Source organism: Paenibacillus sp. LHD-117, assembly GCF_030929555.1.
Classification (GTDB): Bacteria; Bacillota; Bacilli; order Paenibacillales; family Paenibacillaceae; genus Pristimantibacillus.
On sequence record NZ_JAVFVT010000029.1, the window covers coordinates 59326 to 77545 of the forward strand.

An 18220-nucleotide genomic window follows, 5' to 3' on the forward strand; every position below is an offset into this window, starting at 1 on the left:
GCGCGGACAAGTTCTGGTATGCTGGGAATAGAAACATCATCTGGTACTGATACTAACGATGAATAGGAATGTGAATCATGTATTGTGTATGCAAACCGTGTATCGAGAAAGCATTGGAGAGATTCGTGGACGAATACGAGGATGCGCCGGACGTGGTCGACCTGAAGGAGACGCAGTTCGCCGATTGGGACCCGCCGCGGAAGTGCGACTTCTGCGAAGAGGCTGCGGCTTTTTTGGTGGTATAGGATAGTAAGGCAAGGGGAAAACGACAAGAGGCTGCCGCCTCCCGCCGGGAACTTCGGTTCCGGAGGGGAGAAGGCAGCTTTTCTTATGATTGGTGGGTAAATAACCGCGGATCCTTTTACGATTTTGGACAAAATCTGCTATGCTGGGACTAACGATTCACGCGGGCGATGGGATGCGTGAGGCGGTACTATGCTTATAAGGGACGTGCTTTCATTGCATATACAGATTGCTGCCGTAGGCAAGCTCAAGGAAAAATATTTGGTGCAAGGCATCGCCGAATATGCCAAACGTCTCGGGCCTTACGTGAAGCTGACGCTCACGGAAGTGCCCGACGAGAAAGCGCCGGAGACGATGAGTCCGGCGGAGGAAGCGCAGGTGCGCGAGCGGGAGGGGGAGCGGCTTCTGGCGCAGCTGAAGCCGGACGCCCACGTCGTGGCGCTCGCGATCGGCGGCGAGCTCTGGTCCAGCGAGGATCTCGCGGACCAGCTCGATAAGCTGGCCACGTACGGGCGCAGCCACGTGGCTTTCGTCATTGGCGGGAGCACGGGCCTCGCTCCTGCCGTCTTGAAGCGCGCCCAGCAGAAGCTCAGCTTCGGGCGCATGACCTTGCCGCATCAGCTGATGCGGCTGGTGCTGGTGGAGCAGATTTATCGGGCGGTGAAGATAAATCGGGGGGAACCATACCATAAGTGACGGCTAAAATAGGATTGTTAGAGAGAGCTAAAGGTCCATAGAAGTGCTGGAGAAAGGTGCTATATAGATACGTAAATCCCCCTGGAGCCCTTCTCTAGGGGGATTTTTGTACGACAGAATCGACAATGTTTTCCAAACGCGTGATATAATTATTATATGCTTTTGGGTATTTTGGAAGGCATGGAGACGGCGAAAAAACTGCAACATAAATGATATTAATAATTCTATGGAAGTGAGGGAGGAACATGAACTGGGCTGCATTTCAATCACACGGAGAAGCACCTACGGGGGCATTCGAAGCATTCTGTAATCAACTATTTGATTTATATTGTAAGCGTGAATATATTGACCGTATCATCTCTTTCGCAATCGTGAATGGATCTGGTGGGGATGGTGGGGTCGAGGCGTATGCAAAGTTAGATGACGGTTCATTCGTGGGAATTCAATCAAAATGGTTCTTAAACGCTATTGAAGCGAGAGAAATCGGCCAAATTCGCAATTCGGTAAGAACTGCCATGACCGTACGTCCAACATTGCAGAGGTATATTGTATGCATACCTAGAGACTTGGCCTCCTCGACTGCAAGAACAACGAATTCCGAAGATACCCGTTGGGCTTCATTTATTAAGGAAATGCATGTCGAGTATCCTAACTTGGAGATTATCCTGTGGCACGAATCTAAATTGCGTGAAGAACTCCAACTTGATGTAACGGGGGGGATTCGGCGTTATTGGTTCGAGCAGGAAGAGCTTTCGGTCGAATCGATGAAGTTTCAGTTTCTAAAAGCAAAAGCGGGGTGGCTACAGCCCAAATATATTCCATCTTTGCATGGACAAGGGCGAATTCATGACGAAATGAAGAACATTTTGCCGGATCGCTCGCGATACGATGAATGGATGCGATTGTTAAAACGCAATTTGGAGTCCGTACAATTTATCAAGAAGGAAATCACTCATGCAATTGCATTTTTTCAACTAAAAGAATTGACTGCAGAGCTTGTTATAATTGATCAGTACTTGTCTCGAGTAGAGCCAAATTTAGTGCAACTAGTGGAGAGTTGTCAGTATGGTACCGAACCCAAGGAATTCTCGCTTTCAAAACGTCCAAATCTGGGCCGAACTTTAGAACTGTTGGACAACATTCCGATCCGCTCATTAACATCCATTAACAAATCTGACATTACGAGAGCAATAACTCAATTAGCGGAGCTTGAGATAGAAGAGCACATGCTACAAATCAAAAACTTAATAAGCCAGAAAATGTATGCGTTCTTGGGGGAGCCAGGAACAGGGAAGACCCACGGTGTTGCCAATGCAATAGAGGAACACGTCGAATTGGGTAACAATCCGGGGTTTATCATACAGGCGAAATCGTATACTGCAAGTCGTACATGGCGTTCTATTTTGGCGGACTCTGTAGGATTATCAGAATCTTGGACAGAGGAAGAAACATGGAGAGCGTTGGAAGCCTGCGCATTCAGATGTGATGTTAAGAATGCGAGAGGTACGGATGCAAATCATGAGTTTGTGCCTACTAAGATCCTTATGTGTATAGACGGGCTCGATGAGTCGATTCCGTGGGATCATTGGCATGAAAGAATACGCGAATTGCAAATCATTACAGAACGCTTTTCACGTATTCGTGTTGTAGTTGCCAGCAGACCATATGTGTTTTCTTCCGCTACTTTGCACGGGCTAACACCTATTCATCTCTCCGCAGAAGGAGACCTGCGGGTCGGCGACTTGTTCGAACGATATTTACAGGCGTATCATATCCGCTTTGAGGAGAAGGAATACTTTGCATGGCTGAGATGGAGTTTGAAAACCCCCCTCGCTCTACGTTTATTCTGTGATCAGTACTGTAATCAAACGCTTCATAAACAAGATGGCGTTTCCACCACGATATCTCATCTACTTGCAGGGAAAATTAGGCAGGTTGATGAAGAAATAGGGAGGAGTCTTGGCGCTTTATGGAATACAAAGGACCAGTTAGTTTTGCGTGCATTGTTGTCTATCGTAAAACATTTACTTGAACACAGCAGTATAGAACGGTCTGTGTTATCCTCACTCATATTGGACAGTGTGCCTAACGGTGCAATGAATGCGAGTGCCGCGTTACACATGATTGATTTTTTGACGAAGTACGGTTTGCTGTATGAAATAGCCGAGCAGACGAATCCATTAATACCGGCAACTGTTCGATATGAGGTAGCTACACAGCCGTTAATGGATTACTTACTTGCAGTCAAACTTGTTGAGGATTTCAGTCAAAATGGCCAAGTATCCATTCCTGATATCTTTTTCAAGCGGGTTGGCGCGCAACAAATGGTAGCGATCATGTTGCTGCAGGACCACAATACTTTAGTCACTCAACAAATAGGTTGGAAAAGATCAAATCTATTTGACATCCAACTTTTTGCTCTAGCTAACGTTTCGGCAGATAAAACAGTGCCTTACGTGGAAAAAACCAAGGAAATGCTCGTTAAGTCGATGCCTTTGAGTAGGCGAATCGTAAATGAACTGATTGGAAGAGTAGCGCGTGTGCCTAATCATCCTCTTGGTCCGATGTTACTTCACGATGCTTTGCTAGCATTTAAAACTCCAGCAGAGCGTGATTTGTTCTGGTCTTTGCCCGAATATGTTCCGGGTCAAGGGGATTATAGCTGGGAGGGGCATGGCGCGTGTATTTGCTCCATTGAGGAATATGATTTATTTCCCGATGATCTCCACTGGGGTTTACCGCTTCTTTATGCATGGAATCTCACGAATACGGACAATACAATCCGAAATAATGGAAGAAAAAAATTGACGAGGTGGGGGATTCAAAATCCGATTGAGTTTACTGAACTGCTTGAACTGACATTTGAAACGAATGACCCGCAAATGAAAGAAGATCTCGTATGCTGCGCTTACGGAGTAGCAAGCCGTCTAGCTCATGAACGTATTGCCTTAAAAGCATTGGCGGAATGGGCATTGAATACGATCTTTCATAAAGACCGGATACAAAGTAACATGAATGCTGTTGTTCGATTTGCCGGCCGCGCAATAGCGGAACGTGCAATGGTATATGGAGCAATCTCTGAAGAAGAAATACAGATAGCTCGCCCACCGTATTCTCCTGCCACAGAATTCATGATGCTTAATCCGAAGGCGGCTTCAGCAGGTCGCAATGGTTTTGAACCGATAGATGGTGATTTGTCATGGTATGTGATCAAGAAAGGATATGAAGATTTCTTCCAAATTGATGATGAAAAAGAGTCAGGTCAACCTCTCACACAAATAGAACGAGCACCTAAATCATTATTATTGAAACTGTTCGGTCACACGCAGGACATATCGGTCAAACAAGAAATTGAAAAGGAACTGTCCCAAAGAGAAGAAAAGTATAGGCAACATGAACAATTTCAGTTGAAGTTTCACAGGAACTTCGAGTTACCCAATGTGTTCCAAGATAATGACATTAACGAGAATGAAGTTCATGAAGCTGAAGATGATATAGATTCCTGGCTAAATAGTGCATTAGAAAATTTGGAGAATCGTAGTCAAACAGAAGACAATAATGAAGAGATAGTCAGCGCTGACCGTGACCGATATTCTAGACTAGCGAAAGAATTCCTCAAACGACATGCCATCAATGCGGGACTATCCAAGCTGACGCCGCATCAGTTTGCACTTGCGAGTGCTTCAGCTTACTTAGATCGAATGGGATGGACCCGCGAACTGTTCATCGGCAAGCCAAACGGAGGAAAAGTAGGGGAGATACTTGGAGCGGATATCTCGATCATTCGTCAGTATCATCAGGCTACTCATGGAAGTCGCAGCAAGGTTATGCCCTTTAGTGAGAAATATGTTTGGTGCGCCGTGCATGAAATGTTAGGTTACCTAGCGGATCGGTTGCCACATTACGCCTATGGTGATGACGGTAAAGAAAAAGTATGGGTGTCGGACTACAGTAGTTTACTTGACGTCCCAAATCCCGTTCAAGAATTGTCGAGCCAATCACCTGATGAAGTTCGAGGAGGCACAGGATGGTTTATCCCTGACGATTTGTCACCTTCATTGTCTGAAAGTGACGATGACAAGCCCGATACAATCACTTATTGGATTAGAAATGCTCCTATTCCAGATTTTAAGCGTTGGATCTACTCACAAGAGGGTGAAATGACCGTTGTTTCTGGAGATTTGACTGGAAGCTGGGTTTGTTTAAGCAACCAGACAACTCTGACGGAACCGAATACATTATCGGACTCTCTTGTTTGGATGAAGAGTTGCATTATCAAGGAGACGGATTTTCCTTTATTCATACAGGATCTTCACGAGAAGTCCAGTCTACTAATTGATAATTTGTCCAATTCAATCGACCAGTTACATTCTTCCCCCCGTACGGATACCTACATGAATCCAGCGGCTTTAAGCTGGATGCATTGGATAGAGGATTTGTACAGTTCATTCCATGTTTTTAGCGTTAATGAGCAGGACTTGAAAGAGTACGAAGTATGTAAATGCGTATCGGAAGTAACGCATAGTTCGGTAGAAGAGCGAGAATTCACTTTTACACTTCCATCAAAAATCATCCGAGACATGGTGCAAGTTGCAGATGGAGATGGATGGCGTTATTGGGACCAGAACATGAATGTTGTATCATTCTACAGTATAGCAGGAAGCCAGTACCGCAATCATCAGGAGTTGCTTTTTGCAAGTAGAAATATCTTGGATAATGCATTGGCTCAGCATGAATACCGTATGATCTGGGTTATTCGTATGCTACGGGAGCCGTCACCTAAGGTGAGGGAGAAACATAGCGATTTCTTTATTGAACATGATCGCGTATGGGTAGCGTATGAACACCTAGGAACGTTCCATCTCTCACTGATTAAAGAGATTGTAAATGGAAGGCCTTGAACACTAGCTCCTAATTAGAGCACAATTATATTGAATGGGTGTTTAGGGAATCTTGAGGAACGCAAGCCATCGGAGTAATTAAAAAGAACCCCCAGTTTTCGTTCCACCTTCATCATCAAAGTTGCGGCGATGTAGACAGAGAGACTAGCCTTCGCCAAAATAACGTTACAGCCCACGCCAGTTCCACCAAGCCATCACAAAGGAGAACGCCCATCACAGGCGTTCTCCTTTTCGTCACGGTTTTCTTTATACTGTGTATTGTCCTTTTCTCTTGCCATATTCCGCGTTGAAAAACTGCTCACCTCATAATCGTTAGGCGAGTAATTGCGAAAGTGTTTTCATAAAATTCGAAATTCAGATGGCGATCTCGATTTTCTCCCGCTTTCGCACTTGTTTTCGCTGAAGGGAATCCCCCGCCGCTACAGAAGGAGACGAGAAGAAGGAATCCACGTTCTCATCGAAGCTCAATTCAATTGTCTCGATCTTCTTACTCGCGTTCAGCGTGATTCGTTTGATGAACAGGTGCAACAACGTTTTTCGGTGTTCAAACGGTGCAGTGGTCAGTACCTGATGGAACCCATGTATCAACTAATGCACCTGCTCGACAGCGACAGGAGACGTATTATCTTCGGTTAGCTCCAACTCCAACCGGGACTTCTCCGTATGAAGATTGGTAATCTCGGCTTGAATCTCCTGCATTCTCTCGGTGAAGAACGATTTATCAAGGTTCCCTTGCTCGAATAAATCAAGGTGCGTTGTTTTTTGTTTACAGCCTGTTCTAATTGGCTTCTAATGTGCGTTAGCTCCGACTGGAGCGGGTATTGTTCGAGTCGTTAGTTTGTGGTTTATTCTGTCCACGATGGCCGTTAGAATGCGCTTCTCGGACAGCACCTTTGCTAATCGTTTCATTATTTCGTCTTCGGCTGCTTGCTTCTGAATGCTATTGGCAGAGCACACGCTGCTTCCCTTGCTTCGAAATGCTCCGCACGAGTAGTACAGGCGATTCACGCTTTCTCCAGTCTTTGTCTTGCTCCGGCTGGCAACCATCGCCGCGCCACACTTCGGACAGCGGATTAACCCGGACAGCAGGAACTCACCGTTAAAGATGCGGGACGGCGTGAACGACTTCTTCTGGTTGAGGAACTGGACTTTCTCCCATAACGCATCGTGGATCGAGCGGTTCCGACAATTTCTCGGATATACCGATTTGAATCACCTGTACCTGATCGGCATATCACAGCATTAGTCAGCGTGCGTGCTCTATGAACAGATGTATGCGACTGAACATCCGAGCGGCCCGGCCATTAATGGCGCTGTTGCGGGTCTGGTTTGCGATACCGGCATCTATAGCTATCAGCCCGGTTTTGCCAGAGCGATCGGAGGCGTGATGCATAACCTCTTCGGGATTACGCCTGTGCAGTCCGCGACGAATATCGTGGCTCTCGCCAGCGATCCAGCGCTAAAGGATATCTCGGGCTACTACTTTTCAAAGCCGCAGGACCATTTATTGTGTAATAAAAAGAAGCTTAGGCGTTAGAGCACTATATAAGTCTATTACATCTGCTATGGGTATTAGGTCCTACTAATATATGGTACAATTAAAATGCTAGAGAATGCTAGAGTATAAACGTCATCCACCATAAATAGAACAATAAATGATTGGGGGGGATCGTTTTTGTCGTTACAGATAACATTGACTTATAGGGAACCAGGGGTCAAAGGCAAGGTGCTTCTTCTGTTCATACATGGTTTAGGAGCGCCAAGAACTTGGGTGGAGCCAGGCAGAGATTGGATTCAACTTGTCGCAACTGATCCAGACTTAGAAGGTATCGACACCGGACTCGTCACCTACGACACGTCCCAAGTAATTAGTGGTGTATTCAATATAGAAGGTGAAATCGAAATACTGGGTCATCGGTTACGCGTTAGCAAGGAAAGTCCTCTATCCATTGAAGCACTTGCTCTACAACTAAAAGCGAAATTGGCTGGGTCTATCTACAGAAATTATGAAAAGATCGTGATTGCGGGCCATAGTATGGGCGGATTAATCGGCAAACGGTTCATTCTGAACGAATACGTAAATCATAAAGTCGGTTTGCAGCGGATCGGTGGATTCATCAGCTACGCGACGCCTTATAACGGTTCTAAATTTGCACAATTGCACAACAGCATGATCAATCGGTTCCAGAAGCACAAACAAATTGAAGAGCTTCGTTCGAATAATAATTTCCTAGACGATTTGAACCGATGTTATGCGGATGCGCGAGAGCTATTAAACAGCCAGTTTGCATCCATCTACTGCTACGGGGATCGCGACAATGTTGTGGAGCAGGGAAGCGCGGTACCCCATATGGGACATTCCAGCACCTATTTACAAGCGCAAGCGCTGCCTGGAGATCATGGCTCCATTCTCGACCTGCCGCAAGGTCACCAGACAACCAATTATGATCTGCTCAAAGGGCTGTTGCTGGATGTGCTTGAACCCCCTAATCCTCCTACGTTCGGCATTAAGAGAAATCAAGCAGTCCAGGAAACAGGTGCAGGGCTCGAACAGTCTGACAGTCCTTTATCTGGAATGGACCAACCGGGGATAATCTCGGGCAATATCCTCGAGCAGTTCGAGGGACATCGGCAGGCGCTTGAGAGAGTCTTCATTAGCCGCTTTAGGGATGAGGATCAGATTCGGAACAAAATAATCGATTCCATGAATGAGGTGTTTCAGAAACTGCAAGCGACGAACGAAATAAAGCTGCGACAATTCTTAAAACTGTATCGGTATGCAAACCACCAACTTGCCGGTGGCGATGACGGACTGCGTGAATTGTTGGAGTTGTTGGCGTTGGTCCATCTCGTGTATCCGGAATGGAATTTCACTGAGCCGGATGACTTAATTCAGTTACCTAATCTTCGGTTGGATTCGGAGAGATGGGTTCGCATGCTCTTCTCGCAGGATAAAGAAACGATGCCGGAAGTCGTTATAGGCTTTATCGCCAAGCTATTCGACAGTCCCCTTCGACCTTTTCTAGGAAATAACGTCGGACAGGATCTGTTTCCTTACCGACTGCTTCTGGAGAACATCAATCCAGAATCTCTGCTGACGGACAATCCGGAAAACTTATGCGAGCATTGCAACGCTGGAAGAAAGGTGGATTTCTCTAATATATTGCTCCGATTCGGCCGGAATTCGGATTCAGGCATATTCAATGGACTAGAATCGAACAAGCTGTCCGGCACGGTCAGCATCAGCTGTTCCTCATGCCTGCGCCAAGTTAGAACGGAAAGCAGCTATGCGGAAATATGCAAAAAGCTAAGGAAGGTGATCTGAGCATGAACGAGCGGCTAATCCACTATTTTGATCACCAACAGGGACTCGAGAAGCTCACGGACTTGAAGATTCGTCATATCGATGCTTTGTATATATCCATGCAAAATATTTATGGCATCGCGTGTTATGAATCGCAAGCACAATTGGCGAGTCTATGGGAACGCGCAGCTTACCAGCTGGCTTATCGTGTGCAGAATCAATTGCCTGGAGAGCTTGACGATCTTCGTTGGGACATGTATCTCGTACTTTATGTTGACGAACCGCAGATCAACTACGCGTTGAAGAAGCGCATTGAATCGAATCAATTCTTCTTCCGTAAAATCGTCCTTACACAAGCCGATCTGGGCCGACTGCCCGAGAAGTTTCCATTAGGCTTCACTGTGATTGTGCCGGAACAACGCGTGGAACGGCTATGGTTCGATGACCGGCACTTTCTATCGCAATGGCGGTCCTGCGTGAAAGAATCGACTAGAGAACGGCTTGATCAGGCGATGTTTCAACAAGGTGTCGATTCAGCTGAAAGTCTGATCAAAGCTTTAAGTTTACCTGAGCTAACGGAGGTGCTGGGGGTTGAGAATTAACTCAATTACGATCGAAGCATTCCGTGGATTTCAAGAAACAAGAACTTTTCAATTTCCAGACACAAACGTCATCATCTTGCATGGTCCGAATGGTTACGGTAAAACATCGTTTTTTGATGCGATCGAATGGGTGCTTACGGGGGCTATCTATCGATACGAAGAAGATTCCGAACGAAAAGCTTATCAGTATATCGGCAATCACTTCGCAAATGGCAGACCTCCTAGCGTTACGATCGAGCTGAGCGATGCCAATACGAAATTGAAAGTAACCCGGACGGGCGTGCCTTACCAGTCGGTCCGAACAGGTGAAGGAGTCAGTTACATTGCGGTTGAAGTCAATGGGGATAGCTTACCTGAGGAAGACGCGGAAGATGTGTTGAAGGGCTTGCTTGTCCATAAAGAGTGGCTGGAACGTGTAGATGTAAACAAGAGCTTATTCCTCACTCATTTGTTATGCCAAGAGCGTATGAATGGGATTCTGAGGGGGATGAAGGAGAAAGATCGTTATCATGCTGTCTCCCGAATTTTCGGTACAGAGCAGTTCACCGTTTACCGAGACGTCGTACATAAGGCCAAAGCAGAGCTTGAAATCCGACGGGACGAGTTCCAGCGTAAGCTCGATTCACTGAAGGCGGACAAACAATCGCTAGAAATGAGATCGCAGTCGCTTAAGGCAGAATTAGACGATGCTTCTACCCTGTCGCGACATTCGCAATGGCAAACGACGCTTCAAAGTTTCCAAGAAGAGTTTCCCTCACTGCTCTCTTCTATGAGTGCGCCCAGAGAAATAAAAGAATGGGTACAAGAAGCTCAGTCCCAGTCTGATCGGCTTGAGCTCGAACGAAGCGAAATAGATAATGTCATGTTCCGGAAACTAGCGTTAGCTAAGGTTGCCTTAACCTCTTTAGTGGATAAACAGCCTCAGTTAATGCAGTGGGAGCAGCAATACCAGCTTGCCGCCGCGCTGCATGATATGGAGTTAAAGACCGAGCGATTGCAGCAATTGTTCGATGACACCGATGCTTATCTAGAGACGGATCAGAGGATACATCAGAAAGCTCATCAAGCCGATGAACTTCTAGTCCAAGCGCAACAACTACGGAATACTGCTGATCAATTATATATAGCGCTGGATCGTGTCACCAGTTTGATTGATACAGCGCAGTTTACTCAGAACTACATCGGTATAAATGGGGCATTTGCCATGAATCATCCGACACTGGAGGATGTTCCACGCATTGAACTGATTGAAGCACTCCTACAGCTAGAGGAGCAGTGGCATTCGCTTATGGAGTGCGAGCGCCAATACAGGGAGGCAGAACAGACCTGTACTCAGCAATCAGCTATCGTGCAGCAATTCGTGCGGCACGAAGAGAGACATCAGACGTTCCTCAAGCAAGTGCTGCAGTTTGCGGTGGAGCAGCCTGAGTTAAAGCACTGCCCAGCCTGCGGGACAGAAGGCATTCATACTAACCATCTGACGGATTATGCAAGATCCCAGCTAGATGTCATGCATCCGGATTTAGGGGCAGCGAAGATAAGGGAAGTGGAGTTAGAACAAGCACGGCAGGTTAGCGAGACTCGTCTGCTAGCTGCTCGACAGAATTGGAAGGACAGAGAGACAACGGTCCTCGACTTATTGCTCAAATGGAGACAGCATCACAAGGCTCTTCTTGCGCAAGAGGCGGATGCAAGAGTGAAGTATACCGATTTACATCAAGAGTTGCAACAGATTAGCCAAAGTCAAGAAAACTATAAAGAGAGAGCGGCAGTGCTTGAATTGGATGTATTGCACACGGACTTGAAGGAGCAGATTACGTACAGCCTTCTCGCTTGCAAACAACAAATTAACGGATTGCAAAGCGGGCTGGGTGCTGCTTCTGCATCTCTAGCATTCAAGCCACTTCATGTTCTAAGCCATGATATTCAACAGCTGCGCGACGACAAGCTTGTATGGATCAGAAGATTGACAGCGGTTGGCATTGTTGGCGCGGATAGTCCGGAAGCCGATTTCCAGGACATTGAAGAGAAATTGAATGCAATGACCATTGCTCTTCAAGGTCAACAGCAAGAGAATTCACGCCGTCATGCTATATCGAAGCAATTACTTAAGATTTTCCGAACAGACCATGATCTTACCCTTCTCGATGATTTGCAGCAACAATTAGCAGTCAAGGAGACGCTGATCGAACGAGTCGAAGAAGGATTGCGCGTGTTGAACGATAACATCGATGTGCTTAAAGACGCGGAGAGCACGGTTCCCGATGCCATCAATGCATTGACAGAACGGGTCATGGACCAAATGTTTGACACCATGAGAGCGGTGTTCGTCCGAATTAACTCGCATCCATTATTCACAGATATCGATTACGAAACAGATAAAAAGTATAATAACAACCGACTATTCTTGAAGGTAATGACAGGTGGAAATGCATCAGTCGGTCAACAGGAAGCCAATCCTGCTTACATCTTCAGTGCTGCGCAGGTCAATGCGACTGCCATTTCATTCTTCCTGGCCATGGCCTTGACCCAGTCCTGGTCGCCGCTTCAATTCGTTGCAATGGATGATCCGGTTCAAAGCATGGATGATTTAAACGTAACAGCGTTGATTGACTTGATTCGCGATCTTGCCAACCCATCGCAGCAAAATCATAAGCAGTTTATTATTTCAACACACGATTCAACTTTTTATGAGCTAATGCGCAGAAAGTTCAGAGTTTTAAACATTGGGGTTGTTGAGTATGACTCATATTCAGAAGTAGGCCCAACCTATAAACAACATTTAATCGAGGCACAAGAACATAAATCTTTAGTAATTATGTCTAAAAACTCAAGAGTTATTGAACCGACTGTCGAGCCTGACGAAGGCGACCTCTACCAGTTATAATAATGAATATAATTGTTTTCGACTGAATGCTAAGCTCCTCATATTAATGAGGGGCTATTGTTTTTTTGATCACCATTAACAGCCCGCCGTTCAACGCTACGGAAGAAATTTTTCGCCGATAGACCTGTTAAGCTGAGCCTTATCATAAGTAGCGGCAAGTTTTTACGATTGACAGCAACAAAAATACATGATAATTTCATGCTAGGAAAATAAAGGCAATGTAACCTTTGGGTTCAACCTCGCTGAGAAGTGGGTTGGACCCTTTTTGCATTCCAAAACCCAAAGGAGGATTCACATGCTGAGAACAGAATTGCTGTTACAGCGGCTCGACGAGATCGGCAAGTCGCTCGAACGCAAGGGGGGAGCTCTATTATTGTTAGGAGTTGGCTCCGTTGGGATCGAGACAGAACGGTTGGATGAATATTCGGATTTAGATTTCTTTGTCATTGTGAAGTCCGGGCAGAAAAACAGGTATATCGACCGATTGGATTGGCTCGAAGAAATACTTCCACTTGCCTATTCTTTTAAGAATTCGGATGTAGGGTATAAAGTTCTGTTTGAGGACGGAATTTATGGGGAATATGCTGTATTCGAGGAATGGGAGCTGGCTAATAGTTCCTATACGGAAGGCCGGGTCGTTTGGAAAGATCCCATGTACTGCAATACGGGAATCGCAAAACCTTGCAACCCGATACCTAGCCTCAAAAAGGACTTCCTGGACTTTCCTTTGAACGAAGCTTTAACAAATCTATATGTCGGGCTCGGCCGTTATGCAAGAGGAGAGCGTCTATCCGCGGCGAGGTTCGTTCAAGGTTATGCTGTGGACAGGATTCTATCCGTGCTCCATCTGTTGGAGCAAGAGGTGGATTACTTTCCCGACCCTTTCGGAAATGAGAGGCGGCTGGAAAAAAGATACCCTCGTTTTGCGGAAATCATAGGAGACATGATACAGGGATATGATCATGTTCCCGAATCGGCGCTTCGTATTTTAAGCTTCATAGAAGAAGTGTATCCCGTCAATCGAAGGTTAAGCGATGAAATACGACAATTGGCTAATATAACTTGCCGTTAGAAACAGCGCGGAGAACCCTACCACAAGTGATCCTACTTTTTTGTATTAATCGCTTGATGGGCGCGGAAAGCTGCCTCTGAGGGGATGGGGAGGGGCCACTCTACGGAAAGAAAGATCGTTGCACAGGTGGGCTCGTATGGTTGGAACTCTGGTTGCTACCAATCCGTTGAGGAACCTTAAAATAAAGGAGGGCTATCCCGTAAAAGGACAGCCCTTTAAACTTGCAGTTACAAACTGCGCGGTGAATGCACTCAAAGTATGGCGATAATCCGCCCAATCCGCCCAAATCTCTCTCAATCGCGCGACCAGTCCCGCCGCAGTGAGAACATCTCCCTCAGCGCATCCGTCGACAGCTCGGTAATCCAGCCCTCCGAGCTGGAGATTACATTGTCGCTTAGCTGCTGCTTGTTCTCCAGCATCTCGTCGATGCGTTCCTCGAGGGTGCCGAGCGAGATGAATTTATGCACCTGCACGTCGCGTGTCTGGCCCATCCGGTAGGCGCGGTCGGTCGCCTGGTTCTCGACGGCCGGGTTCCACCAGCGGTCGAAGTGGAATACGTGGTTCGCCGCGGTCAAGTTAAGCCCGACGCCTCCTGCCTTGAGGGAGAGGATGAACACGTTCGGCTGCTCGGACGGCGGAAGATCGCGCGACTGGAACCGTTCGACCATCCGGTCCCGCTGCACCTTCGGCGTGCTGCCGTTCAGGTACAGCACGGGTTCGCCCAGCTCGCGCTGCAGAACATCCTGAATCATTTTGCCCATGCCAATGTATTGCGTGAAGATAAGGCAGCGCTCGTCCGCCTCGCGCAGCTCCTTGACCATCGCCAGCAGTCTCTCGAGCTTAGAGGAGCGGGCGACAATCGCCTCCGTCTGTAGAGGGCCATCCTCCGGCTCCGTTCCCGTATCCTCATCCAATAGAGCCGGATGGTCGCATGCCTGCTTGAGCCGCGTCAGCGCTCCGAGAATCGCGCCTTTGCGCTGGATGCCGTCGAGCTTCTTCAGCTTCTCAAGCAGCTCCTTGACGCAATTGTCGTACAGGGCAGCTTGCTCGGACGTAAGCGGAACATACGTTTTCATCTCGTTTTTGTCCGGCAGGTCGAGCTGGATGGCGGGATCCTTCTTTTTGCGGCGCAGCATGAAAGGTTTCACTAGCCGCTTTAGCTCCGCCGTGCGACGCCCGTCTTGTTCGCGCTCGATCGGAGTGGCGAAACGGTCCTGAAACGCCTTGGCGGACCCAAGGTAGGTGGGAACGGTAAAATCGTAGATCGACCATAGCTCCGTCAGCCGATTCTCAATCGGCGTCCCGGTGAGCGCGATGCGATGGAGCGCGGGAAAGCTCTTGACCGCCGCGGCCTGCCTGGTCCCGGCGTTTTTGATATTCTGTGCTTCGTCCAGACAGACGGCGCCCCATTGGAACGCGGCCAGCGTCTCCTGGTCGAGCGAGGCGGTAGCGAAGGAGGTCAGCACGACGTCAACGCTGCGGACCTCCTTCCGAAACTCGTCACCGCTCTTACGCCCGGAGCCGTAATGCATGGCCACCCGCAGCGACGGAGCGAAGCGGGAAATCTCCTTCTGCCAGTTGCCGAGCACCGACGTGGGGCAGACGATTAGCGAAGGGAGCTGCATGTCCTCGTCCGCCTGCTCCTTGGCGTACAGCAGGTAGGTAATCAACTGGACCGTCTTGCCGAGGCCCATGTCGTCAGCAAGACAGGCCCCGAGCCCGAAGCGTCGGAGAAAGGCCAGCCAGGCGAACCCGTCCTGCTGGTAGCTGCGCAGCTCGGCACGCAGACCGGCCGGCGGATCGATCCGAGGCCATTCGCTCTGCTGATTGATTTTGGCGAACAGCCCGGTCAAATGCGCATTGAGCTCGACCTCGAGCTCAACGCGGGCGGCACCGACCCCGAATGTCTCCGCGCTGGCGTCCGTCGCCCCGCCATCCGCTTCGCCGTCCGCCTCGCCTTGCGAGAGCAGATGCAATTGCAGTACATCCTGAAAGCTCAATCCCTGGCTCTTGTCCATGCCTTCCATCATGCGGCGGATCTGGGCGATTAAAGCTGGGTCGAGCACGATCCAGCGGTCCCGGAACTTCACGAGACGCTCCCCTCGCGCGAGCAGCTCGTCGAACTCCTCCTCGTTCAGGTCGGCGTCGCCGATGGAGATGCGCCAGTTAAAGCTTAGAATCGCTTCCAGTCCGAATAAAGATTTATCGCCGCCTCGTTTCTTGGATTCGTCCTCCGACTGTATCGCCGCGCGCAGCCGCGGCTTCTTGCGGCTTGCTGCTTCCCACCATGCGGGAAGCAGGACCTGCCAGCCGGCTTCAAGCAGCCGGCGGCTGTCCTCGTTCAGGAACCGCCAGGCCGCCTCGTCGTCAAGCGACTTGCCGAGCACGTCCTCGCCGCGCGACAGCCGATCGTGCGGAAGGCTGGCCCGCAGCCGTTGCAGCCAACCGTCCGAGCGGCTGCGGATGGCTTCCGCCCATGCGTCAGGCCACTTACCTGCCGCCGATCCGTCGTCGCCGATCCGCACTCTTCGGAGCTTAGCCGGATCGCTCTTGTCCTGCAGCACGAGCCGCAGCCGCCAGCGGGAATACTCGTCGCCCTCCCACGGTTCCATTAGCTGCAGCAGGGGACGGAACGGCGCGACATCCGCTTTCCAGCCGATCTGCACAAGCCAGGTCTCGTCGTCGAGTCCCGCCGTCGCGGCCGCTGCGTTCTCGCGCACAAACAGAGCCGGGAATTCTCGGCGCAGATCCGCCTCGTCCGGCTCCGTACCGTAGAAGCGGCTCGTTACGGCCGCTGAGAAGGCCGCCATTAGACCAGCGCGCGCCTCATCGCTCCAGCTGCCGCGCTTCAGGTCCAGTTCGTCGCGGCGAGCCTGTCCGAAGGTCGCTCCGACCGCAGCCGCATCCCAGCTCCAGTGCAGGGAGCCTCTGCGGTAAGCCGCAAGGTCGGGCGCGTACAGCCCTTTCTCCAGGCACTCGCCCAAGAGCGGTGCCAATTCGGCTATGCGAGCGGCATCGTCTTCCCACTTCCACTCGATATGCTCCAAGAGCTGCCCCGAGGCGAAGAAGGTAATGACATCTTCGGCGGGCAGCACGACGGCCTCGAGCTCCTCGACTTTGACGAGCTCCAGCTCGGTGCCATAGAAGGACGGTTCGTGCCATGCGAACAGACGATGCTTCAGCCCAAGTCCGGTCCACTCCCGCAGCGAATCCGGGTCCGCGAAGAACAACGCGTCGCCATGCGAAGTCAGCACCATTCGAACCGCAATGGTATCCAGGTTATAAGTAGTGGTCTTCATGGAATGAGCCCTCCCCTTCGCAGCTCTTCCTGGAGTGCCCGTAACCGGTTATTCCGGCTGGCAAAAGTCTCGATGTACGCCTCCCACCGCTGCTCGCGCTTTAGCTTCTTGTACAGCTTGGCCAGCCGTTTGAGCAGCTTGACCGCCCGCTTGTAGCCGTCGCGGTTTTTTAACAACACGTATTTCTCCACGCCTTGGTGGTAAAAAGGCAGCAGCGCTTCCGGCGCCTCCTTCTCGATGGGCTGCAGATCCTTCGCTCGAAAGCCAAGCGGATCTCTGCCGTGGCTAAGCTGATAGTCGATCCACTGCCGGAAGCGGCCATAGCGCATCAGCTTCTCCTCGTACAGGCTGCTGCAGGAGGGAGGCAGGCTCGAAATCACGCTCCACATACGTTCCTCGGCCTCCGGCCGTCGTTCGACGACGGCATCCCAGTAGCGGCCATATTCGGCAAGGCTGCCGGGGCTGCGCCCGACCTGCTCGTTCGCGCCATGGCTCAGCCAGGCTTCAAGCCGGGTCCATTCGCCGTTCTCCTCCAGCAGGCGCAGGAAACGAAATACTTGCCCGGGCTCAAGCCCATGCCGCTCTGCAGCATTCAGCCGCCGCCAAGCCTCCTGATCCTCCCCAAGCCAGAAGCACATCCAGGCGCGGGCGACGAGCGGGAAGAGCTTATTTTCCTTGCCGGATCCCTCGGCCAAAAGCGCTAACTCCTCCATGAGGAGACGAGGGCTGTCCGCAGCAGAAGATACCAGGATCAGCCACAGCTCCACGTAAATATCCAGATAGGCTGGAGGGAACCATGTATTCGAGGCTGCCGTATCACGAATATATGCAGCCGTCTCCAGTAGTCGCCCCTGTTGCTTGATCGCGATCTCCGGAGCTAAGTCGTTATGGAGTTGATTCTCGATTGCATGCAGCGTCTCGGATGAGGCCATCTGGGCGAAGTAGCCCAAGTGGCGGCCGGTCGATTGCTTGCGGAGCAAGAACAGGCCGACGTTCAGTTCGAACAGCCAGGCCTCTTCGGGCGTGAACTCCGAAATGAAGGGGTGCGCCATGGAGCGGACCTCGGTGCCATAATTTATTTCGTAAGGGGTGTTCGCCGCATTCCGGGCGCAGCTGGCGATCAGATCCTGCCACTGGACAACGCTCAGCCCGATCGGCGAATTCGAATTCAGTTTCGTCATGATGGCAGTTATTCCTTTCTTGAGCGCAATGGGAT

Annotated in this window: 12 protein-coding genes; 8 read left to right on the forward strand and 4 right to left on the reverse strand. The window is 49.7% G+C overall.

Annotation, left to right across the window (positions count from 1 at the left end; translation table 11 throughout):
• The first annotated feature begins 77 nt into the window (after positions 1-77).
• The 3 genes from RB620_RS21100 (at position 78) to RB620_RS21110 (ending at position 5840) form a co-directional block, all read left to right on the forward strand.
• Positions 78-245, forward strand: a complete 168-nt coding sequence (locus tag RB620_RS21100) for a CxxH/CxxC protein (RefSeq protein ID WP_116048375.1) — start codon at positions 78-80, stop codon at positions 243-245.
• 214 nt (positions 246-459) lie between these two features.
• Positions 460-939 (forward strand): 23S rRNA (pseudouridine(1915)-N(3))-methyltransferase RlmH, encoded by a 480-nt coding sequence (rlmH, locus tag RB620_RS21105; protein ID WP_308097751.1) that lies wholly within the window; start codon positions 460-462, stop codon positions 937-939.
• Positions 940-1184: 245 nt separating this feature from the next.
• Complete coding sequence (locus RB620_RS21110) at positions 1185-5840, forward strand: NACHT domain-containing protein (RefSeq protein WP_308097753.1); 4656 nt, start codon at positions 1185-1187, stop codon at positions 5838-5840.
• Between the two features lie 354 nt (positions 5841-6194).
• Here the strand turns inward: RB620_RS21110 and RB620_RS21115 are convergent, their stop codons facing one another.
• Both RB620_RS21115 and RB620_RS30395 read right to left on the reverse strand, forming a co-directional pair.
• A complete protein-coding gene (locus RB620_RS21115) occupies positions 6195-6428 on the reverse strand; it encodes a hypothetical protein (protein ID WP_308097755.1) in 234 nt (77 codons plus the stop codon).
• A 201-nt stretch (positions 6429-6629) separates the two neighbouring features.
• On the reverse strand, positions 6630-7013 hold the full coding sequence (locus RB620_RS30395; RefSeq protein WP_374121443.1) for a recombinase zinc ribbon domain-containing protein: 384 nt from the start codon (positions 7011-7013) through the stop codon (positions 6630-6632).
• An 82-nt stretch (positions 7014-7095) separates the two neighbouring features.
• Here RB620_RS30395 and RB620_RS21120 point away from each other — a divergent pair, with 82 nt between their 5' ends.
• From RB620_RS21120 to RB620_RS21140, 5 genes are all read left to right on the forward strand, one after another.
• Positions 7096-7377, forward strand: a complete 282-nt coding sequence (locus tag RB620_RS21120; protein WP_308097757.1) for a hypothetical protein — start codon at positions 7096-7098, stop codon at positions 7375-7377.
• Between the two features lie 138 nt (positions 7378-7515).
• Positions 7516-9165, forward strand: a complete 1650-nt coding sequence (locus tag RB620_RS21125) for an ABC-three component system protein (protein WP_308097759.1) — start codon at positions 7516-7518, stop codon at positions 9163-9165.
• Positions 9166-9167: 2 nt separating this feature from the next.
• The gene (locus RB620_RS21130; RefSeq protein ID WP_308097761.1) at positions 9168-9746 is read left to right on the forward strand and encodes an ABC-three component system middle component 1; all 579 of its coding nucleotides are present in this window, start codon (positions 9168-9170) and stop codon (positions 9744-9746) included.
• Positions 9736-12633 carry an AAA family ATPase gene (locus RB620_RS21135; RefSeq protein WP_308097763.1) on the forward strand — a complete coding sequence of 966 codons (2898 nt, stop codon included), beginning with the start codon at positions 9736-9738 and terminating at the stop codon, positions 12631-12633. The genes RB620_RS21130 and RB620_RS21135 overlap by 11 nt, the downstream gene beginning before the upstream one ends.
• A gap of 295 nt (positions 12634-12928) precedes the next feature.
• Complete coding sequence (locus RB620_RS21140) at positions 12929-13705, forward strand: hypothetical protein (RefSeq protein WP_308097765.1); 777 nt, start codon at positions 12929-12931, stop codon at positions 13703-13705.
• 293 nt (positions 13706-13998) lie between these two features.
• Here the strand turns inward: RB620_RS21140 and RB620_RS21145 are convergent, their stop codons facing one another.
• Together RB620_RS21145 and RB620_RS21150 are read right to left on the reverse strand one after the other, a co-directional pair.
• Positions 13999-17004, reverse strand: a complete 3006-nt coding sequence (locus RB620_RS21145) for a DEAD/DEAH box helicase (RefSeq protein ID WP_308097767.1) — start codon at positions 17002-17004, stop codon at positions 13999-14001.
• Entirely contained in the window at positions 17001-18185 is a 1185-nt protein-coding gene (locus tag RB620_RS21150) for a hypothetical protein (protein ID WP_308097769.1), read from the reverse strand. The genes RB620_RS21145 and RB620_RS21150 overlap by 4 nt, the downstream gene beginning before the upstream one ends.
• Positions 18186-18220: the final 35 nt, after the last annotated feature.